Annotated in this window: 20 protein-coding genes; 10 read left to right on the forward strand and 10 right to left on the reverse strand. The window is 67.1% G+C overall.

Annotated elements, in window-relative coordinates; translation table 11 throughout:
* Positions 1-6 precede the first annotated feature (6 nt).
* Positions 7-1,959 carry a sensor histidine kinase gene (locus tag INR38_RS05640; protein ID WP_207444470.1) on the reverse strand — a complete coding sequence of 651 codons (1,953 nt, stop codon included), beginning with the start codon at positions 1,957-1,959 and terminating at the stop codon, positions 7-9.
* Between the two features lie 69 nt (positions 1,960-2,028).
* Between INR38_RS05640 and INR38_RS05645 the strand changes: the two genes are divergently transcribed.
* Complete coding sequence (locus tag INR38_RS05645) at positions 2,029-2,712, forward strand: response regulator transcription factor (protein WP_013804275.1); 684 nt, start codon at positions 2,029-2,031, stop codon at positions 2,710-2,712.
* Positions 2,713-2,755: 43 nt separating this feature from the next.
* Here INR38_RS05645 and trxC read toward each other — a convergent pair whose 3' ends face one another.
* Together trxC and INR38_RS05655 are read right to left on the reverse strand one after the other, a co-directional pair.
* Positions 2,756-3,190, reverse strand: coding sequence for a thioredoxin TrxC (gene trxC, locus INR38_RS05650; RefSeq protein WP_012203184.1), 435 nt, complete (start codon positions 3,188-3,190; stop codon positions 2,756-2,758).
* A gap of 74 nt (positions 3,191-3,264) precedes the next feature.
* Complete coding sequence (locus INR38_RS05655; protein ID WP_012203183.1) at positions 3,265-3,459, reverse strand: DUF2905 domain-containing protein; 195 nt, start codon at positions 3,457-3,459, stop codon at positions 3,265-3,267.
* A gap of 145 nt (positions 3,460-3,604) precedes the next feature.
* On the opposite strand from INR38_RS05655, the gene INR38_RS05660 reads away from it, so the two are divergent.
* Positions 3,605-4,501 carry a hypothetical protein gene (locus INR38_RS05660; protein WP_207444469.1) on the forward strand — a complete coding sequence of 299 codons (897 nt, stop codon included), beginning with the start codon at positions 3,605-3,607 and terminating at the stop codon, positions 4,499-4,501.
* A 20-nt stretch (positions 4,502-4,521) separates the two neighbouring features.
* On the opposite strand, the gene INR38_RS05665 is transcribed toward INR38_RS05660, so the two are convergent.
* A complete protein-coding gene (locus tag INR38_RS05665; protein WP_097203798.1) occupies positions 4,522-5,535 on the reverse strand; it encodes an SAM-dependent methyltransferase in 1,014 nt (337 codons plus the stop codon).
* Between the two features lie 116 nt (positions 5,536-5,651).
* On the opposite strand from INR38_RS05665, the gene INR38_RS05670 reads away from it, so the two are divergent.
* The 6 genes from INR38_RS05670 (at position 5,652) to INR38_RS05695 (ending at position 9,447) form a co-directional block, all read left to right on the forward strand.
* Complete coding sequence (locus tag INR38_RS05670) at positions 5,652-6,437, forward strand: SDR family oxidoreductase (RefSeq protein WP_012203180.1); 786 nt, start codon at positions 5,652-5,654, stop codon at positions 6,435-6,437.
* Between the two features lie 42 nt (positions 6,438-6,479).
* Complete coding sequence (locus INR38_RS05675) at positions 6,480-6,851, forward strand: dihydroneopterin aldolase (protein ID WP_013804281.1); 372 nt, start codon at positions 6,480-6,482, stop codon at positions 6,849-6,851.
* Positions 6,845-7,843, forward strand: a complete 999-nt coding sequence (gene ttcA / locus INR38_RS05680) for a tRNA 2-thiocytidine(32) synthetase TtcA (protein WP_207444468.1) — start codon at positions 6,845-6,847, stop codon at positions 7,841-7,843. The genes INR38_RS05675 and ttcA overlap by 7 nt, the downstream gene beginning before the upstream one ends.
* Before the next feature lie 77 nt (positions 7,844-7,920).
* Positions 7,921-8,619 (forward strand): DUF4136 domain-containing protein, encoded by a 699-nt coding sequence (locus tag INR38_RS05685; protein ID WP_141830456.1) that lies wholly within the window; start codon positions 7,921-7,923, stop codon positions 8,617-8,619.
* Between the two features lie 148 nt (positions 8,620-8,767).
* Entirely contained in the window at positions 8,768-9,127 is a 360-nt protein-coding gene (locus INR38_RS05690; protein WP_207444467.1) for a type II toxin-antitoxin system RelE/ParE family toxin, read from the forward strand.
* Positions 9,124-9,447, forward strand: a complete 324-nt coding sequence (locus INR38_RS05695) for a transcriptional regulator (RefSeq protein WP_012203174.1) — start codon at positions 9,124-9,126, stop codon at positions 9,445-9,447. Before INR38_RS05690 ends, INR38_RS05695 begins: the two co-directional genes overlap by 4 nt.
* Positions 9,448-9,474: 27 nt before the next feature.
* On the opposite strand, the gene INR38_RS05700 is transcribed toward INR38_RS05695, so the two are convergent.
* The 4 genes from INR38_RS05700 to INR38_RS05715 are packed head-to-tail and all read right to left on the reverse strand — an operon-like array spanning position 9,475 to position 14,698.
* Positions 9,475-11,202, reverse strand: a complete 1,728-nt coding sequence (locus tag INR38_RS05700) for an ABC transporter ATP-binding protein (protein ID WP_207444466.1) — start codon at positions 11,200-11,202, stop codon at positions 9,475-9,477.
* A complete protein-coding gene (locus tag INR38_RS05705) occupies positions 11,199-12,137 on the reverse strand; it encodes an ABC transporter permease (protein WP_207444465.1) in 939 nt (312 codons plus the stop codon). Before INR38_RS05705 ends, INR38_RS05700 begins: the two co-directional genes overlap by 4 nt.
* Positions 12,134-13,099: an ABC transporter permease gene (locus INR38_RS05710; protein ID WP_012203171.1), complete on the reverse strand. Its 966-nt coding sequence runs from the start codon at positions 13,097-13,099 to the stop codon at positions 12,134-12,136. Before INR38_RS05710 ends, INR38_RS05705 begins: the two co-directional genes overlap by 4 nt.
* 6 nt (positions 13,100-13,105) lie before the next feature.
* A complete protein-coding gene (locus INR38_RS05715; RefSeq protein ID WP_099734726.1) occupies positions 13,106-14,698 on the reverse strand; it encodes an ABC transporter substrate-binding protein in 1,593 nt (530 codons plus the stop codon).
* Between the two features lie 355 nt (positions 14,699-15,053).
* On the opposite strand from INR38_RS05715, the gene INR38_RS05720 reads away from it, so the two are divergent.
* Positions 15,054-15,545, forward strand: a complete 492-nt coding sequence (locus INR38_RS05720; protein ID WP_013804286.1) for a DUF2501 domain-containing protein — start codon at positions 15,054-15,056, stop codon at positions 15,543-15,545.
* A 216-nt stretch (positions 15,546-15,761) separates the two neighbouring features.
* Positions 15,762-16,403: a histidine phosphatase family protein gene (locus INR38_RS05725; protein WP_065345339.1), complete on the forward strand. Its 642-nt coding sequence runs from the start codon at positions 15,762-15,764 to the stop codon at positions 16,401-16,403.
* 50 nt (positions 16,404-16,453) lie between these two features.
* Here INR38_RS05725 and INR38_RS05730 read toward each other — a convergent pair whose 3' ends face one another.
* Positions 16,454-17,908: a CsgG/HfaB family protein gene (locus tag INR38_RS05730; RefSeq protein WP_207443727.1), complete on the reverse strand. Its 1,455-nt coding sequence runs from the start codon at positions 17,906-17,908 to the stop codon at positions 16,454-16,456.
* Between the two features lie 26 nt (positions 17,909-17,934).
* The gene (locus tag INR38_RS05735; RefSeq protein WP_012203166.1) at positions 17,935-18,597 is read right to left on the reverse strand and encodes a hypothetical protein; all 663 of its coding nucleotides are present in this window, start codon (positions 18,595-18,597) and stop codon (positions 17,935-17,937) included.
* Positions 18,598-18,733 lie beyond the last annotated feature (136 nt).

Genomic DNA, 18,733 nt, shown 5'->3' on the forward strand with positions numbered 1-18,733 from the left:
CGGGAATCAGGCTCGCGCCACGGGCAGGACCAGTCGCAGGCACACGGGCTGCTCGCCCCCTGCCGTCAACAAGGCCACGCTGCCGCCCAACCGCTCGGCGATGCGCCGCACCAGGTACAGCCCCAGCCCGGCGCCGGGCCGGTGCTGGGCGTTGCGGCCACGGTAATACCTTTCGAACAACTGGTCCTGGTCCGCCTGGGCAATGGGCTCTGCCGGGTTCGAGACCTGGATCTCCAGACCCTCGCCCTGCCTGGTCACGTCCAGGCGGACCGATTCGCCTTCGGGCGTGTGGCGGTCTGCATTGGCCAGCAGATTGCGCAGCGCGATGCGCAGCAGGCCGGCGTCAGTGATTAATTGCTGCGTGCCCCCGCCCAGGTGGCAGACGATGCGGCCGGGCGCAAAGTCCAGGCACAAGCCATCCACCAGCGCATGCAGGTCGCAGGGCTGCAGGCGTGGCTCGGCATGGGGCTGGGGGTCGGCCATGCGGTCGTCGGCCAGGCAGTCGTCCACCAGGGCCAGCAGGCGCTGTGCGGCTTCGCGGATGTTGCGGCTGCGTGCCAGCGTCTTGTCGGGCGGTGCCGCCAGATTGCGCGCCAGTTGCTGCGCACTGGTCAGGATGATGGCCAGCGGTGTGCGCAGTTCGTGCGAGACCATGGCGACAAAGTCGCGCTGCTCCTGGCGGACCCTGCGCTCCAGCACCAGCGCCTCGCTGAGTTCACTCTCGCGCAACTGGCGCTGTACAAGCTCGGCCTCCAGCAGCACCTGCTCCCGCTCTCGAACGCGGCGCTTGTGCTCGTATCCGCCGATGATCCAGCCGCTGAGCAGCAGCATGTGCGCCATGGTGCCCAGCGCGGACGCATGCGTGGACACCAGCGCGGTCAGCGCATTCATGGGCAGCCAGCCCAGGTTGCGCAGAAAAGAGATCAGCACGCCGGCATAGAAGATGCCGAACGCCAGCATGAAGAACCGCGCCGGGGCATGGCCGCGCCGCCACAGCCAAAGGGCGAAAGCAAGAAAGCCCAGGGTCAGCGGCAGGGTCATGGCCTGCACCGGGACCATGCCCGCCGAGTAGTGCCCCGACACCACCAGCAGCATGCAGCACAGGCTGAACAGCCACAGCAGCGGCACGATCTGGCGCACCAGCCGCGGGTACAGCGACGCCAGGTCCAGCTGCCTGCAGGCCAGTTGTATGGAGATCGCAAGGGCGGCGGCAATGCCGCATCCCAGCAGGCGGTCGCTCCAGAACCCGGGCAGGCCCGTCAGCTGCTGCACCAGCCCCAGCGATACCACCTCATTGAGCACGCAGACGCTGAGATAGGCCAGGAACAGGCCGCTCAAGGGGGCCCGCGTGCCCAGCCAGAACACCAGCTGCACGCCGATCAACAGCAGGTACAGCCCGAAATACAGGCCGAACGACAGGGCCTCGCGCCGCGTGTGGTTGTCGAACGCCAGTCGCTGCCACAGATCGATGCGGGTGACGAGCGCGTTGCGCGCGCGCAGGCGCACCAGCAACTCGTAAGACCCGGCGGCAGGGGGCTCGAACTGGAATGCCGGACTGCGGTAGTCCACCGGCCAGGCGTGGCGCGGCACTTCTTCGCCGCTGCGCCCCAGCAGCTGCCAGGGGCCACCGGATCTGCGCACGTGGACCTCCACCTCGTCCAGCAGGGCATTGCCCAGCAGCAGCATCCAGCTGCCGGGCTGCTCCACCTGCAGCGGCATGCGCAGCCAGACCGCCACCTGCGTGAAGCTGGCGTTCAGGTGACCGGGCAGCGGCTGCCATCCGGGGGCGGCGTCGGCCTGCCCGGCGTCGAGCAGGCCAGCGGCGTCATCGAGCCGTTGCCACTGACCGGCGGTCTCCAGCATGGGCACATCGGGGTTCAGCAGGAGCGCCTGGGCCTGGGTCAGCAGCGGACACAGCAGCCAGGCCAGCAGCAGGAGGGTTGCACGGTAATATCGCATCGGAGGTCCACCACAGGGCCGCCAGCGTACACCAGCCTCCCGGCCTCGCCGCTCCGCCCCCTTCCCTCCATGCTTGATGTGATCCTGCTCGAAGACGAGCCCGTGCTGCGCCATGAACTGGGTGAATTCCTGGAGGGCCTGGGCTACGCGCCGCAATGCGTTGCCAGCCTGCAGGAGTTCGACCGCCACTTCGACGCCCGGCGCCACCGCCTGGCCATCATCGACATCGGCCTGCCCGATGGCAGCGGCCTGGCCCTGATCCAGCGCCTGCGCCAGCAGGGCCAGCAACTGGGCATCATCGTGTTCAGCGCGCACAACACCAGCGCCAACCGCATAGACGGCCTGGAAAACGGAGCCGACCACTATCTGGGCAAAGGTTGTGATCTGGACGAGCTGGAGGCCACGCTGGCCGCGCTGGTGCGCCGCCTGGGCCTGCAGCAGCGCCAGGCGCGCTGGCTGTTGCAGCTGGGTCCGAGCCGCCTGCTGCCCCCATCGGCCCCGCCGGTCGCGCTCTCCCAGCAGGACCTGCTGGTGCTGCAGTGCCTTATGGGCCAGGCAGGCACCGAGGTGAGCCGCCGAAAGATCGTGCAGGCCCTGGGCGGCGACTACCTGGTCTACGACCAGCGCCGCCTGGACACCCAGATGCGCCGGCTGCGCCGCAAGGTGGAGGAGGCCAGCGGCCAGCAACTACCCGTCAAGACGCTGCGCAACAGCGGCTATTGCTTCTACCAAGCGGGCGAAGTGCAGGCCTGAGGGCGGGCCTGAAGGCGCCCGGCCTTGGGGACCCGCAGAGAAATCAGACGACCGAACGCACCCAGCGCACGATCTCGCCGGCCGGCAAAGCGCCGGAGACACGGGCGATCTCGCGCCCTTCCTTGAACACCACCATGGTCGGGATGCTGCGGATGTTCCAGGGCGCGGCGGCCTGGGGATGGGCTTCGGTATCGAGCTTGGCCAGCTGCACGCCGGGCGCCAGCGCCTGCGCCGCCTGCTCGAAGGCGGGCGCCATCATGCGGCAGGGGCCGCACCAGGGCGCCCAGAAGTCCACCACCACCGGCGCCTGGCTGCGCCCCACATGCCTGGCAAAGCTCTGCGCATCCAGCGCCACGGGCTGGCCGGTGACCAGCGGCTGGTGGCAGCTGCCGCAGTCAGGCGCGCTGCCGAGCTGGTCGGCCGCAATGCGGTTGGTGGTGTGGCAATGGGGGCAGACGAAATGCAGCTTGTCGGACATGGGCGGCCTCTTGTTCGGAAGTCATGGGGCAATGCCTGCATATACGGGCGGCGTGCCCGTGCTTCAAGCCATGCTCAGACCAGCTTGGCGATCAGGGCGGCAATCACGCTGAGCAACACGGTGCTGGCAATGGGCAGAAAAATCACGCGGCCGAACAGGCGAAAGCGGAAGTCGCCCGGCAGGCGGCCCAGGCCTATGCGCTCCAGCCAGGCGTGCAGGCCATTGAACAGCAGCAGGGCCAGGAAGATGACGAGGAGCCAGCGGATCATGGCGCCGAGTGTACGGCGGCGGCGCGTCATGGGCAGGACACATGGGCGTCCTACATTGGGAAAGTCCCGTGGCGGGAGGCTTCGGGACCATTCGCGACACGCCCCCTTCTTCCATGGCTCCATGCCGCAACAAGACAAGCCCACCATGCAACACACATCCAGGCGCCTTCTTCTCGCCATCCTGCCTGCCGCCCTGCTGGCGGCCTGCGCCAGCGCTCCGGCCCCCACCACGGCAGCCGCAGCGTCGGGCGCCATCGACAACAGCGCCCTGCAGCGCAGCGATTTCCGCGCCCACCAGGCCACCTATGGCCTGGTCTACCGACTGCCGGCCGATGCCATGGCCATCATGGACAGCCAGGTCACGCCCGTGGTGCACGAGCAGTTGCTGCGCCTGAAGCTGGTGGCCGAGGCCAATACCTTCAACCTGCCCCATGTCACCGTGGTGCATATCCACAGCGCCGACCCGACCACGCCGCGCAAGATGCTGGCCGCCCTGCCGGCATTGCCGCCCGTGCTGCAGGACGTGCACCTGAAGAATTTCTACACCACCGAGGCCGCCAAGGGCGCCGGCAAGCCGTGGTGGCTGGACCTGGGCATCGTCAAGTCCGGCCCGGCCTACGAGGCCATGATGGACTTCAACACCCGCGCCACCGCCGCCATGGCACCGCTGCGCGACGGCCCGCTGCCGCGCGTGACGGGGCCCGTCTATGCCCGCATGAACGATTCGGCAAAGGCCATGGTGCAAACCGTGGGCGTCAGCGGCATCAACCAGGTACAGGCCGGCAAGGAGGTGCGCAGCCACAATCCGCACAACACCCTGGTCTACAGCGAAGCCACCTTCACGCCCGAGATCGAGCGCGCCATGGGCGAGACCGCCGCGCGCCTGAACCGCATCCTGCCCGGCGGCTTCACGACCACGTTCGAGAACCTGTCCATCGTGGAGCTGGGTTTCTCTGGCAACGTCACGCGCGAGATCTACCGCATCAACCTCAAGGACCAGACGGTCCACGACGTCAGCAACGGCCGCAGCGTCCAGCGCTGAGGCAGGCGGGCCCCGGCCCGCTACAGGCGGTGCGTGCGGTCGCCGCGCACAAAGCCCATGGCGTCCCAGGGCTCCACGCCCTTGGCCAGGCCGATGACCTTGAACAGCTCGCCCATCTCGTGCTCCATCATCAGCTTGGTGGCCATGGCGCGCGGACCCTGGGCCAGGGCGTCGAGCTTGGGGCCCAGGCCGCAGTTGATGAGGAAGTGGGCCTGCGAGGTATAGCCCAGCACCTCGAAGCCCGCCTCCTGCGCGGCCACGGCCGTGCCCGTGAAGTTCACGTGGGCCGTGATGTCCTTGAGGCCGACCTCGGCCAGCGGGTCGTCGTCCACCTTGTGCAGGCGGTGGCAGACCAGGGTGCCCATGTGGCGCTGCGGATGGAAGTACTCGGACTCGCCGAAGCCGTAGTCGATGAAGAAGGCAGCGCCCCGCGCCATGCGCTCGCCCAGCGTGCGGATGAAGGCCTCGCCCTGCGGATGGATCTCGGTCAGGTAGTCGTGCTCGCCCTCGATCTCCATGGGCGGGCGCAGCTGCGTGGGCCGGTCTTCCCAGCCCAGGCTGCCGTCCGGCTGCAGCACCACGCCGCGCTCGTGCCAGACACCTGCCTTGCGCACCAGCAGTTGCACGGGCATGGCATCCAGCACCTCGTTGCCGATGACCACGCCTTCGAGCCGTTCGGGCAAGGCATCGGCCCAGTGCACCAGTCCTTCGTACTTCACCAGCCTGAGCTGCTGGCGCGCACGCAGCGTGCCCGACAGATCGACGATGGTGTAGCGGTCCGGCCGCACGCCCAGGGCGGCCAGCTCGTCCAGCACCTGCAGCGCCAGCGCGCCCGTGCCGGCACCAAACTCCCAGACTTCGCGGGTATGCGTGCGCTGCAGCGCCTCGGCCACCTGGGCGGCCAGCAGCTGGCCGAAGACCGGGGACATCTCGGGCGCGGTCACGAAATCGCTGCCCGACGATGGCATCAGCCCGAACTTGGCGGTGTCATTGGCGTAGTAGCCCAGGCCCGGCTCGTACAGTGCCAGGGCCATGAAACGGTCGAAAGCCAGCCAGCCTCCAGAGGACGCAATCTCTTGCGCAACACGGGATTGCAGGGCGGCCGTTAAAATTGAGGGTTCTGTCGTCACGATCCGTACATTGTCCTCGAATGTCCACACCTGCCCGAACACGCACCGTTTTGGTGACCGGCGCGGCCCGCCGCCTGGGGCGCGACATCGCGCTCGCGCTTGCCAGCGCCGGCTGGCAAGTGGCCGTGCACTACCGCGACTCGCACGACGAGGCGCTGGAGACGGCCGCCGCCTGCGCTGAACTGGCCGGCGACAGCGCCGCCCTGGATGCCGATTTCTTCAACGAGGACTCGGTGCGTTCCCTGGTGCCGCGCGCCGTGGCGCATTTCGGCCACCTGGATGCCGTGGTCAACAACGCCTCGCTGTTCGAGCATGACGATGCAGGCAGCTTCAGCTACGTGGCCCTGGAAGCCCACCTGCGCAGCAACACCGGCGCGCCCATCCTGCTGGCCCAGGCGCTGCATGCCCATATCGAGGACCGCGTGGCGGCCGGCGAGGAGCATGCCAGCGGCGCCGTGATCAATATGCTGGACCAGAAGCTCTGGAACCAGAACCCCGATTTCCTCAGCTACACGCTGTCCAAGGCGGCTCTCGAGGCCGCCGGCACCATGCTGGCGCTGGCGCTGGCACCGCGCGTGCGCGTCGTCGGCGTGGCCCCGGGCCTGACGCTGACCAGCCACATGCTGAGCCAGGAGCGCTTCGAGTCGCTGCACCGCCTCAGCCCGCTGGGCCGCTCGTCCAGCGCGGCCGACGTAGCCGCCACCGTGTGCTTTGCGCTGGACAACCAGTCCATCACCGGCACCACCTTGCTGGTCGATGGCGGCCAGCACCTGCAGCGCTTCGAGCGCGACTTTTCCATGATGTAGGCGCCCGCGCGCGCCACCCCAAACACTCCACGGCTTTTCCCCATGCACTCCGCCACCGGACAACAGATCCTGACGCTCACGGGTTTGCGCTTCGACGCCAACCTGGGCATCCTCGCCCACGAAAAACAGATGCCCCAGCCCATCCAGGTCGATGCCGAGCTGAGCCTGGGCACCCAACCGCTGGCGCCGCGCGACGACGACATCCTGCATGTGCTGGACTACCGCAAGGTGCGCCAGATCATCATCGATGAGTGCACGGCCGAGCACGTCAACCTGCTGGAGAGCCTGATCGGCAAGCTGGCCCAGCGCCTGATGCAGCTGCCCGGCGTGCTGGGCGTGCGCGTGAAAATCGCCAAGCTGGAAATCTTTGAAGACTGCGAAGTGGCCATTCGCATAGAAACCGGACAATGGTGAACCCCATGAATGCAGTGACCGACAACCCCTGGCTGGCCGAAGAAGCCGCCCCCGAAACCGAAACCGCCGCCGCCGATGCGGATGCCCAAGCCAATACCGCGAACGGCAACCGCATCAAGATCGAGCGCGAGCAGGTCAAGCTGGAAAAGCGCCTGTGCCGCGAGGTGGGCCGCGCCATCACCGACTTCAACATGATCGAGGAAGGCGACAAGATCATGGTCTGCATGTCGGGCGGCAAGGACAGCTACACGATGCTGGACGTGCTGCGCAAGCTGCAAAAGCGCGCGCCCGTCAAATTCGAGCTGGTGGCTGTGAACCTCGACCAGAAGCAGCCCGGTTTTCCCGACCATGTGCTGCCCGAGTACTTCAAGAGCATCGGCGTGGACTACCACATCGAAACGCAGGACACCTACAGCGTGGTCAAGCGCGTCGTGCCCGAGGGCAAGACTACCTGCGGCCTGTGCTCGCGCCTGCGCCGGGCCATCCTGTACAAGGTGGCCGACGAGCTGGGTTGCACCAAGGTGGCCCTGGGCCACCACCGCGACGACATCGTGCAGACGCTGATGCTCAACATGTTCTACGGCGGCCGCATGAAGGGCATGCCCCCGAAGCTGGTCTCGGACGACGGCAAGCATGTGGTGATCCGCCCGCTGTGCTACGTGCCCGAGAAGGACACCGTCCGCTGGGCCCAGTACCAGAACTTCCCCATCATCCCCTGCAACCTCTGCGGCAGCCAGGACGGCCTGCAGCGCGTGGCCGTGGGCGAGCTGCTGCGCGAGTGGGACAAGAAATTCCCGGGCCGCGTGGAAAGCATGTTCCGCGCCATGGGCCACATCGTGACCACGCACATGATGGACCCCGAGCTGCACGACTTCAAGAACGCCAAGGCCACCGGCATTGCCGACCCCAACGGCGACATGGCCTTCGACCATGAAGAGATGCCCGTCTCCGCATCACTGCCCGGCCTGCAGGTGGTACAACTGTCGTCCTGACGGCTGAACCTATAACAATCGCCCCACTCCAACCAAGGCCCGTGCAAACGGGCCTTTTTTCGACCAAGGAGTACACCATGAAGCTGCGCTGCATCCATGTCCTGGCCATCGTGGCCACGGCCTTGCTTACGGGCTGCGCCAGCGTGCGCGAAGTCCAGAGCACCGTCCAGAGCTATTCCACGCTGGGCGCCCTGCCCGCGCCGCCCACCTACCGCCTGGAAGTGCTGCCCTCGCAACGCGAGGCGCAGACGCATTTCGCGGCCATCGAATCCCAGGCCCAGCAGGCCCTGGGCCGCGTGGGCCTGCAGCGCGACGACTCCCGGGCCAGCCTGATCGTGCAGATCGGTGCCGACGCACGCTATGCGCGCGACTACGCCGCCTGGCCCTACTACGACCGCTGGGGCGGCCCGCGCTGGGGTTGGGGCGTGGGCTACGGGCGCGGCTGGGGCATGGGCTTTGGCGGCAGCTTCATGTTCGACGGCCCGCCGCTGGAGTACTACCGCGCCGTCAGCATCGTGATGCGCAACGCCACCACGCAGCAGATCGTCTATGAGACCTCGGCCCAGCGCCAGGATGTCTGGACCGATGACCCGGCCATCTTCGGCATCCTGTTCGACGCTGCGCTCACCGGCTTCCCCAACCCGCCCAAGGGCTCGCGCGTGGTGCGCACCACCATCGGTCCGGTGCAGCAGGGTGGCGCGCCGGCGCAGCCGCCGGCTCCGTCGGCACCCGCTGCAGTCCAGGCCGCACCGGCAACGCCAGCACCCGCCCGGTAAGCCATCGCGCGTCCCAAAAGCAAAGGCCCGCATCCGCAGGCCTTTTTTGGGTCCATCGCTGTCATTCGTTCCTGGGGATATGAGAACGCTGTAGGTCATGTGGACAGCGCCTTGCAGCGTTGGTAACTCATAAGTTACCATCCAATCCATGCGAATCCAGCTCCAGGAGTACATCCGCGAAGACGGCAGCAGCGCGTACCAGACATGGTTCAACGGGCTGGATGGCCAGGCGGCCGCCAAGGTGGCCGTCGCCATGGCCCGCATGGAGTTGGGCAACACCTCCAATATCGAATGGTTCCGGGGTATTGGCGAATACAAGGTCGACTGGGGCCCGGGCTACCGCATCTATCTCGCCAAGGACGGGGAAAGATTGATCATCCTGTTCGGGGGCAGCACGAAAAAGGGCCAGCAGAAGGCCATCGACGAAGCCGTGGCCCTGCACAGCGAATACAAGGCTCGCAAGAGGCAACGCCCCTCGGACAATGCCAAAAAAGGAACGAAGGCATGACGCTCACCCGCGATTTCAAACAAACGGTCATTCAGCGCATTGAGCGCGACCCTGCTTTCGCACAGGCGCTGCTTGATGAGGCGGCCACTCTTTTTCTGAGCGGTGAGCCAGAAACGGCACGCCTCGTCCTGCGCGATCTCGTCAACGCAACGGTGGGATTCGAGACGCTGGCCGACCTCACGCACAAGCCGAGCAAGAGCCTGCACCGCATGCTTTCGCCGAAAGGCAACCCCAGCATGGACAATCTTGCCGCGATCTTTGCCGCCATCAAGAACTGGCTTCAGGTCCGGTTCGACGTGCGGGTCGTTGCCGCGACCTGAACGCCAGGCCATGGCAGTGCACCCGCCTCAGTGCACATGCTCCATATCAGGCACGGCAGCCATCAGCGCGCGCGTGTATGCATGCTGCGGCGCATCGAGCACGGCGCCGGCCTCGCCGGCCTCGACCAGGCGGCCACGCTGCATGACGCCGATGTCGTCGCACATGTGGCGGATCACGGCCAGGTTGTGGCTGATCAGCAGATAGGTCAGGCCGAACTCCTCCTGCAGGTCGCGCATGAGGTTGAGCACCTGGGCCTGGACCGAGACGTCCAGCGCCGAGGTGGGCTCGTCGCAGATGATGAATTCGGGCCGGCTGGCCAGGGCGCGCGCGATGGCGATGCGCTGGCGCTGCCCGCCCGAGAACTGGTGCGGGTACTTGCGCGCATCGTCGGGCTTCATGCGCACGCGGCGCAGCGCCTCCTGCACGCGCTCGGCCGTCTCGTCCTTGCCGGCCGTGAGGGCTAGCACCTGCAGGGGCTCGGCAATCAGTTCCTGCACGGTCCAGCGCGGGTTCAGGCTGGCATACGGGTCCTGGAAGATCATCTGGAAGCGCCGGCGCATGGCCACGGTCTGGGCGGCCGGGCTCCACTTGTCCACGCCGTCGAACAGCACGGTGCCGCTGGTGGGCGGCGTCAGCCCGGCCACCATGCGCGCCACCGTGGATTTTCCCGAACCGGACTCGCCGACCAGGCCGAAGGTGGAGCCCCTGCGGATCGAAAAGCCGACGCCGTCCACGGCCTTGAGGATCTTTTTGTCCTCGCGCGCCAGCATCCGGGCCAGCCAGCCGCTGGACAGGTCGAACTCCTTGCACAGATCCCGGACCTCCAGCAGGGCAGCCGCGGGCTCCTGCGCACCGGCCCTGGGCTGCCAGGGCACGGCGGGCGCGGCCGGGCCGCCGCCCACCTCGGGCACGGGCAGGCGCTGCACGCGGTGGTGCACGCTGGGAATGGCGCCCATCAGCACCTGGGTGTAGGGCTGCTGCGGCGCGTCCAGCACCTGGCGCACGGGGCCGGTTTCCAGCACGCGGCCCTGGTACATGACCATGACGCGGTCGGCCGTCTCGGCGATGACGCCCATGTCGTGCGTGATCAGCATGGCGGCCGCGCCGCGCTCCTTGCACACGCGGCGCAGCAGGGCAATGATCTGCGCCTGCACGGACACGTCCAGCGCCGTGGTGGGCTCGTCGGCAATGATGAGTTCGGGCTCGGCGCACAGCGCCAGGGCGATGGCCACGCGCTGGCGCATGCCGCCCGAGAATTGGTGCGGATACTGGGCCATGCGCTCGCGCGCCTGCGGGATCTCCACCTCTTCGAGCAGGGCCAGCGCGCGTGCCTCGGCCTCTTTCTCGGAGACGGGCAGGTGCGTGCGGATGGTCTCCACCAGGTGCCGGCCCACGGTATAGACCGGGTTCAGGCTGGTCAGCGGGTCCTGGAAGATGGAGCCTATGCGCCGGCCGCGTATGCGCCGCAGGTCCTCGCCGCGCAGCGTGTCGATGCGCTCGCCGCGCAACTGCACCGTGCCGGCCGAGATGCGGCCCGGCGGCTCGATCAGGCCGATCACGGCGGCGCCCGTCATGGACTTGCCCGCGCCCGACTCGCCGACCACGCCCAGGATCTCGCCGGGCGCGATGTCGAAGGACACATCATCCAGCACCTGCACGGGGCCCTTGTAGGTGTCGAAGGTGACGGACAGGCCGCGAACGCTCAGCACCGGAGGCTGTGCAGGGGGCTGCCCGGATTCTTGTGTCGTGCTCATTGCAGCTTGGGGTTCAGTGCGTCGCGCAGCCAGTCGCCGACGAGGTTGACGGACAGCGCCAGCGCCAGCAGCACCAGCGAGGGGAACAGCAATATCCACCACTCGCCGGAGAACAGGAAGCCCTGGCCGATGCGGATCAGCGTGCCCAGCGAAGGCTGGGTGGGCGGCAGGCCCACGCCCAGGTAGGACAGCGTGGACTCGGCCACGATGGCATGCGCGAAGCTGATGGTGGCGATGACCAGGATGGGCGCCAGCAGGTTGGGCAGGATGTGGCGCACCAGGATGGCCACGCGGCTGCGGCCAATGAGCTGGGCCGCCAGCACGTAGTCCTTGTGCTTTTCCACCATCACCGCGCCGCGCACGGTGCGTGCGTACTGCACCCAGTCGGACAGGCCGATGGCCACGATGATCACGAAGACCGCCATGTCGTCGCGGTAGCCCTCGGGCAGCAGGCCGCGTGCGATGCCGAAGACCAGCAGCGCCACCAGGATCACGGGAAAGGTCAGCTGCACATCGGCGATGCGCATCATCAGCGTGTCGAACCAGCCGCCCGCATAGCCGCAGACCAGGCCCAGCGGCACACCGATCAGCAGGGACAGCCCCACGGCCGACACGCCCACCAGCACCGACATGCGCAGCCCGTAGAGAATGGCGCTCCACACATCGCGGCCCTGGTCGTCCGAGCCCAGCGCGTACAGCGTGCCGCTGGTGCCCGCCTGGCCCGGCGGCGTGAAGGCATCCATCAGGTCCAGATTGGCCGGATCGAAGGGGTTCTGCCAGGCCAGCCAGGGCGACAGCAGCGTGGCCGCCAAGATCAGCGCCAGCACCAGCGCCGCCGCCTGCACCAGGCGCGAGCGTGCAAAGGCGCGCTTGACCGGCGAGTCGCTGGCGCGCCAGCCCGTGGGAGGGATTGCTTGTTTGGCGGAATCGGTCATCGGTTTCTCAAGCGGGGGTCCACGATCACGTACAGGAAATCGACGAGCAGGTTGATGCCCACGTACAGCAGCGCGATGAACATCAGGTAGGCGGCGATCAGCGGCACGTCCACGCCCTGGATGGAGGAGATGAACAGCAGGCCCACGCCGGGCCACTGGAACACGGTCTCGGTGACGATGGCAAAGGCGATCAGCGAGCCGATCTGCAGGCCCGCGATGGTGATCACGGGAATCAGGGTATTGCGCAGCGCATGGCCGAAGTACAGGTCGCGCTCGCGCAGCCCGCGCGCGCGGCCGAAACGCATGTAGTCGGCGCGCAGCACCTCCAGCATCTCGGCGCGCACCAGGCGCATGATCAGCGTCATGTTGTAGAAGCCCAGCGTGATGGCCGGCAGGATCAGCGCCGACCAGCCCGAAGCCGTCAGCAGCCCGGTCTCCCAGCCGCCCAGCTTCACCGTCTCGCCGCGCCCGAAGGACGGCAGCCAGCGCAGCTCCACGGCGAACAGGTAGATCAGGGCGATGCCGATCAGGAAGGTGGGCAGGGACACGCCCACCAGCGACACCGTCATGATCGAGCGGCTCAGCCAGCCCTCGCGCCGTATGGCCGTGTACACGCCCAGCGCCACGCCGATGACCAGGGCGAACAGCGCCGCCGTCATCGCCAGCTCCAGCGTGGCGGGCAGGCGCTCGGCAATGATCTCGGTCACGGGGCGCTTGAGCCGGTAGGAGATGCCCAGGTCGCCCTGCAGCACCTTGCCCACGTAGCCCAGGTACTGCAGCGGCACGGGCTTGTTGAAGCCCAGGCTTTCCGTCAGCGCCTCGCGCTCGGCAACCGTCGCGTCCTCGCCCAGCAGGCTGATCGTGGGATCGCCGATATGGCGGAACACCATGAACGAGACAAAGGAAACGGCCAGCAGGACCAGGGCGGACTGGCCCAGCCGGCGCAGCAGATGGACCAGCATCGGTGCTTACTTCTTCTCGAACTTGACGAACTTGAAGTGCAGCGCGTTGTCCGGGTGCACGGGCACATTGATCCGGGGCACGGACGCGAAGTGGATCACCTGGTCATGCAGCGCAATGTAGAAGCGCTCCTTTTGCACGGTCTCCCAGATGCTCTTGATGGTGGCATCGCGCTTTGCCTTGTCGCTCTCCGAGGACAGGGACAGGATCTTGGCATCCACATCGGCATTGCTGTAGTGCGTCGCGTTCTGCGCGCCACGGCTGTCCTTGCCGCGCGTGTGCACCAGGAAGTCGAAGATGTAGGCCGAGTCATAGGTGGGCACGCCCCAGCCGTACAGGTAGAAGTCGCTGTCCGCCTTGGTGAGCGACACGCTGTGCATGGCGATCGGCCGGGCCGAGACTTCGGTCTTGATGCCGATGCGGCCCAGGAAGCCCGCCACCGCCGTGGCAATGGCCTCGTCATTCACATAGCGGTCATTGGGCGTGTTCAGCGTGATGGTGAAGCCGTTGGGGTAGCCCGCCTCGGCCAGCAGCTGCTTGGCCTTGGCGGCATCCGCCTTGGGATAGGCCGCGAAGGCCTTGTCATAGCCATTGACGAACGACGGCGCGATCACGCCCGTGGGAATCGACAGGCCGCGCATCACCGAGCGCTTGATCGCATCGCGGTCGATGGCCAGCTCGATGGCCTGGCGCACCTTGGGATCGGCCAGCGGATTCTTGCCCTTGACGTTGCTGCTCTTGAGCTCGGCCGCACCCACGTTCAGGCCCAGGAAGATGGAGCGGTTCTCGGGGCCTTCATTGATGCGCAGGCGCTTGTCCTGCTTCAGGCGCGCCACGTCCTGTGCGGGAATGTCCTGGGCGAAGTCCACCTCGCCCGACAGCAGGGCCGCCACGCGCGTGGCCGGGGACTTGATGGGCAGGTAGATCAGCTCGGTCACCTGCAGCGGGAACTGGCCCTTGCCCCAGTAGTCGGGGTTGAGCTTCATCACCGTCCTCGAATCGACCTCGCGGCTGGCCAGCACGTAGGCGCCCGTGCCGTTGGCCGCGCGCGTGGCGCCGTTCTCGGTCTTGCTGGCCGTGTCCTGCGTGGTCTCGGCGCCGTTGGCCTTGGACCACTTCTCGCTCATGATGAAGAGGTTGGTCAGGTTGTCGGGGAAGATCAGGTTCGGGCCCTTGGTCTTCACCTGCACCGTGAGATCGTCCACGGCCTTGGCCTCCTCCATCGAGGACAGCAGGGACTTGACCTGGGCGTTCTCGCCCTTGGCGCGGTTCAGCGAGAAGACCACGTCGCGCGCCGTGAACGGCGTGCCGTCATGGAACTTGACGTTGGGACGCAGCTTGAACTCCCAGACCGACGGGTCGGAGGTCATCTTCCACGAGGTGGCCAGCGTGGGCACCAGCTTGCCGTCGGCCGAGCGGATGACCAGGGTTTCGTAGATCTGGTGCAGCAGCACGAAATTGGTGCCCACGTTGAAGGCATGCGGGTCCAGCGAAGTCGGATCGGAGCCGCGCGCCCAGCGCACGGTCTCGGCCTGGGCCAGCGCGGCCGAGGTCAACAGGCCTGCGGCCAGCAAAGAACTGCCCAGAATCTTCATGATCATTTGTCTGCTCCCCTGTGGATTGATTGGAAGGGCGGCGGTCATGCGACGCAGCAGCCCTAGCGCCGCAAGAAGCGGGCCATATAGGTGCGCCCCACTGTAAATAACTTTTACAGCTTGTTGAATTGATTTTTATACTTAAAAGCCATTTCCAAATAACAAGCCCGCCGCCTGCGGCCCGCCATTGGCGTGCGGCCATCATGGACAGGCCAACGGCTTTGACAGCTAGTGAAAACGCGAAAGACCGCCACGGCCCACTCTGGCAAAGGTTTGCAATCGGGCACATGTCTGCGCCGCACGGCGTGCTAATTTCAGGCCCTGTATCGAGCCTGCGGGTTGCCGCGGAAAGGAAGCATCCATGAAGACATCCATTGCCAGCGCACTGCTGTGCGCCATGCTGGGCCTGGGCGCCCTGCCTGCCCAGGCGTCGGGCCTGGGCGACTCGCTGCGCCAGGCCTCGGGCCTTGGCGGTGACAAGGCCGCCGCCAGCAGCGAAGGCGCTGGCTCCGGCCTCGGCGGCATGCTGGGTGCGGGGGCGGGCGGTGCGGGTGCGCTGTCCGCCCTGGGCCTGAGCCCCTCGGCCACGGCCGGCAATGCGGCAGGCGTCATCTCCTACTGCATGAAGAACAACTACCTCAATGCCGACAAGGCGGCCCAGGTCAAGGACCAGTTGCTGGGCAAGCTGGGCATGCAAAAGCAGGAAGAGCCCAAGGACACGGGATTCCAGAACGGCCTGGGCGGCCTGGTCACCGGCTCCAACGGCAAGAGCTTCAGCATCGACAAGCTCAAGGGCGACCTCAAGGAAAAGGCCTGCGACTTCGTGCTGAACAACGCAAAAAGTCTTATTTGATCCCCCTGAGGCGCTGCGCGCCTTCCCCCTGAGGGGGACGACACCCTCGGTGCGGGGCGGCCCTTCCTCGGTGTCCCTGGGTTTAGGGCGCGCCAGTTTCGCCTTTTAGTTGACTATGCCAAGGATCCACTTGGCCTGCGCACCTGGGCCATGCAGGCTCCCGCAGCTTGCAGGACAATGCCTGCTCTTTTTGCAGCTTCCCCACGCCAGCCCCTCATGCAAGCCACGCGCATCATTGCCATCCGCCACGGAGAAACCGCCTGGAATGTGGACGCCCGCATCCAGGGCCATCTGGACATTCCTCTGAACGACATGGGACTTTGGCAGGCCGCCCAGGCCGGCAAGGCCCTGGCGGGTGAGCCGGTAGCCGCCATCTACAGCAGCGACCTTCTGCGTGCCTATGTCACGGCCGAGGCCGTGGCCGCAAGCACGGGGGCGACGCTGACGGCCGACAAGGGCCTGCGCGAGCGCTGCTTCGGCAGCTTCGAGGGCCAGACCTTCAACGATATCGAGGCGTCCCACCCGGAGGATGCGCTGCGCTGGCGCAAGCGCGATCCCGAGTTCGTGCCCGCAGGCGGTGGCGAGTCGCTGCTGATGCTGCGCGACCGCATCTCGGCCACGGTGAACCGGCTGGCCAGTGGCCATCCCGGCGAGCAGATCGTGATCGTGGCGCATGGCGGCGTGATGGATGTGCTCTACCGCCTGGCCACGCACCAGGAAGTGCAGGCGCCCCGCACCTGGGCGCTGGGCAATGCGGCCATCAACCGCCTGCTGTGGACGCCCCAGGGCCTGGGCCTGGTCGGCTGGGGCGATGTGCAGCACCTGGAAGGCGGTGCGCGCGACGAGGTTTTCAGCTAAGCACCCGCACGGGGAAGGGCGCCGCTGCGCGCCTTCCCGCCGCTTGTCGCTTACCAGTTGTCGTCGTCCTTCTTGCCGACCGGGGCATCGGCCTCCTTGGCGGGCGATGCCGCGCGGCGTGCTGCGGGCGGTTGTGCAGCACGTGCCGGTGCGGCCTGGGGCTCAGCGGCCGCGGCCATATCACCTGATGCAGCCTGTGCAGCCAGCACGGGCGCGGCGGATGCCTTCAGCACCTCACGCACCTGCAGCCCGCCCGGTGGCAGGTCTTCCATGCCGCCACGCATATTCTCCAGGTGGCCATAGGAGAGGTTGGGGGTCACGCGATCGACCACCAGTTCGCAGCACGGTGACTCCAGGCGCCCCAGGCTTTGCCCTGTCTGCGGGTCCTTCATCTCCTTGCCCATGGCCACCACCTGGTAGCGCGCGCCCTCCTTCACGGCCTGGCCGCCCTGGCTCAGCACCACGCTTTCGCCATCGCGGGCGACCACGGTCAGCGGAAAGGTGCGCTGCAGGATGGAGCTGACCACGCCGGCGACCAGCGCATCGCTCATGTCGGTCATGACCTTGTTGCCATCCACGCCCGCGCCCAGCGTGGTCGGAGCCATGGAAGGGACGGAGCCGCGCAGCGAATCCGAGGCCGTGACCTGGCGCGTGGCCACGTTCACCAGCTTCTGCGACAGGGCCCAGCCGCCCGAGTAGCTCACCAGTTGGCGGTCACTGGTCTTGAGCTGGCGGGCATGGCGGTTGTAGGCAAAGCTGCTGACGCGGGCGCTCCACACCAGATCGGCGCTGGCAGCCTGGGACAGCTTGGCCAGCTCGGCGCTGGGCGCCTGGCCCGTGGCGATGATGGCCAGTTCCTGCTCGATCTCGGGGCTGAATTCGCGGTCCAGCACGGCAAAGCGGCCTGTCTGCACCAGGGCGTCGCTGATGCGTTGCCTCAGCGTTGCACCCACCTCGGCGGCGGAAACGCTGCGGTCGCCCATGGGCAGCGAGGCCTGCTCGAAGCGCACCGGCCCCACAACGACCTTGATCTTCTGCATCTCGGCCGAAGGCTTGAACTTGGAAATGTTGGCCTTGATGGTGTACTTGTAGCGCTTGGCCCAGGGCTTGGGTTCCTCCAGATCCACCACCTGGACCGACTGGATGACGCCACCGGACTTTTGCTTGACCACCTCGGCGAAGGCGCTGGCGCGCAGCGAGGCGGCGTCCTGCCCCAGCGCCACGTCGAGGCCGTACTTGGCCGTGACCGAGGCGGACTGGATCACGGCGCCATTGACCTGCAGCAGCGCCATCTGCAGCGCCTGCGCCATGGCTTCGCCAGGGGACTGGCCCAGGCCGATGACCTGGACCTCGACGGTCTCCAGCTTGCCCACGTCGGGCACGGGCGGGGCGACGCTTTGGGGTTGTTCAGGCGCGTCGGTCCTGGGCTGCTCGGATGGCTTGTCGCCACAGCCGGACATGGCGGCGCAGGCAGCCACGACGGCCGCAATGATGCGGATACGCATAGAAGGTGCTCCTTGCCTGTACCGGATCACAGCTTGAGCGTGCCCAGCGCGGCCGTGGCGTCAGCCGCATTGGCCGGCACCTCGATGTCGTTGGCCCGCGCGAAGGCAATGGCCGTCTGCACGGTGCTGAACAGGTCGGAGGCCGAGCCGGGGAACTTGGACACCACCCAGGCCGCGGAGGTGAGCTTGGTCAGCTGCATGGGGTTGGCGCTTTGCAGGCTCTTGCCCATGACCGATACATCCTTGCCCATGCCGGCGTACTTCACGCTGCCGTTGACCAGGTGCACCAGCCCCTCGGCGAAGGTGGCCTTGGACGCGGCATCGAGCACGGGCTTCTTCGCCATGGACTCGGCAATCGCGCCGCTGGTGTCCGAGACCACCTTGTTGCCATCGCCCAGCGCGCCGATGGTCGCGCCATCGCCCAGGCTGTCCGCCGTGCTGGCGGCGCTGGCGGCCTGCTCCTTCAGGCCCAGGGCCGTGGCCATCTTGGCATTGGCGCTGAGCACCTCCTTACTGGCGCCCACATAGCTGCGCACCAGGGCGTCGCCCTGGCCGGCCACGTCGGCAGAGCCGCTGCCGCCCATGAGCTTGCCGACACCCGGGATGGAGGGCATGGAGAACTGGGCCTGTGTCAGGGCGGGGCTGGCCATGGCGGCGGCAACGGCGACGGTGGTGAAGAGCTTTTTCATGGAGATGGACTCGGGTTGCAGCAGTCCGTGAACGCGGACGGCGAAGATAAAAACGAGGTAGGCGTGGAAAACGTGGAAAGCGAAAGAACGGAAAAAAGGTCCGGCTGCATGGCAGCCGGACCTTGGAAGCCGCAGC

Source organism: Delftia sp. SD018 (assembly GCF_017355445.1).
Taxonomy (GTDB): Bacteria; Pseudomonadota; Gammaproteobacteria; order Burkholderiales; family Burkholderiaceae_C; genus Comamonas; species Comamonas acidovorans.

Bases quoted from the DNA above. Each gene is read 5' to 3' on its own strand.
- INR38_RS05640 (WP_207444470.1), bottom strand. From the start codon at position 1,959: ATGCGATATTACCGTGCAACCCTCCTGCTGCTGGCCTGGCTGCTGTGT.
- INR38_RS05645 (WP_013804275.1), top strand. From the start codon at position 2,029: ATGCTTGATGTGATCCTGCTCGAAGACGAGCCCGTGCTGCGCCATGAA.
- trxC (WP_012203184.1), bottom strand. From the start codon at position 3,190: ATGTCCGACAAGCTGCATTTCGTCTGCCCCCATTGCCACACCACCAAC.
- INR38_RS05655 (WP_012203183.1), bottom strand. From the start codon at position 3,459: ATGATCCGCTGGCTCCTCGTCATCTTCCTGGCCCTGCTGCTGTTCAAT.
- INR38_RS05660 (WP_207444469.1), top strand. From the start codon at position 3,605: ATGCAACACACATCCAGGCGCCTTCTTCTCGCCATCCTGCCTGCCGCC.
- INR38_RS05665 (WP_097203798.1), bottom strand. From the start codon at position 5,535: ATGGCCCTGGCACTGTACGAGCCGGGCCTGGGCTACTACGCCAATGAC.
- INR38_RS05670 (WP_012203180.1), top strand. From the start codon at position 5,652: ATGTCCACACCTGCCCGAACACGCACCGTTTTGGTGACCGGCGCGGCC.
- INR38_RS05675 (WP_013804281.1), top strand. From the start codon at position 6,480: ATGCACTCCGCCACCGGACAACAGATCCTGACGCTCACGGGTTTGCGC.
- ttcA (WP_207444468.1), top strand. From the start codon at position 6,845: ATGGTGAACCCCATGAATGCAGTGACCGACAACCCCTGGCTGGCCGAA.
- INR38_RS05685 (WP_141830456.1), top strand. From the start codon at position 7,921: ATGAAGCTGCGCTGCATCCATGTCCTGGCCATCGTGGCCACGGCCTTG.
- INR38_RS05690 (WP_207444467.1), top strand. From the start codon at position 8,768: ATGCGAATCCAGCTCCAGGAGTACATCCGCGAAGACGGCAGCAGCGCG.
- INR38_RS05695 (WP_012203174.1), top strand. From the start codon at position 9,124: ATGACGCTCACCCGCGATTTCAAACAAACGGTCATTCAGCGCATTGAG.
- INR38_RS05700 (WP_207444466.1), bottom strand. From the start codon at position 11,202: ATGAGCACGACACAAGAATCCGGGCAGCCCCCTGCACAGCCTCCGGTG.
- INR38_RS05705 (WP_207444465.1), bottom strand. From the start codon at position 12,137: ATGACCGATTCCGCCAAACAAGCAATCCCTCCCACGGGCTGGCGCGCC.
- INR38_RS05710 (WP_012203171.1), bottom strand. From the start codon at position 13,099: ATGCTGGTCCATCTGCTGCGCCGGCTGGGCCAGTCCGCCCTGGTCCTG.
- INR38_RS05715 (WP_099734726.1), bottom strand. From the start codon at position 14,698: ATGATCATGAAGATTCTGGGCAGTTCTTTGCTGGCCGCAGGCCTGTTG.
- INR38_RS05720 (WP_013804286.1), top strand. From the start codon at position 15,054: ATGAAGACATCCATTGCCAGCGCACTGCTGTGCGCCATGCTGGGCCTG.
- INR38_RS05725 (WP_065345339.1), top strand. From the start codon at position 15,762: ATGCAAGCCACGCGCATCATTGCCATCCGCCACGGAGAAACCGCCTGG.
- INR38_RS05730 (WP_207443727.1), bottom strand. From the start codon at position 17,908: ATGCGTATCCGCATCATTGCGGCCGTCGTGGCTGCCTGCGCCGCCATG.
- INR38_RS05735 (WP_012203166.1), bottom strand. From the start codon at position 18,597: ATGAAAAAGCTCTTCACCACCGTCGCCGTTGCCGCCGCCATGGCCAGC.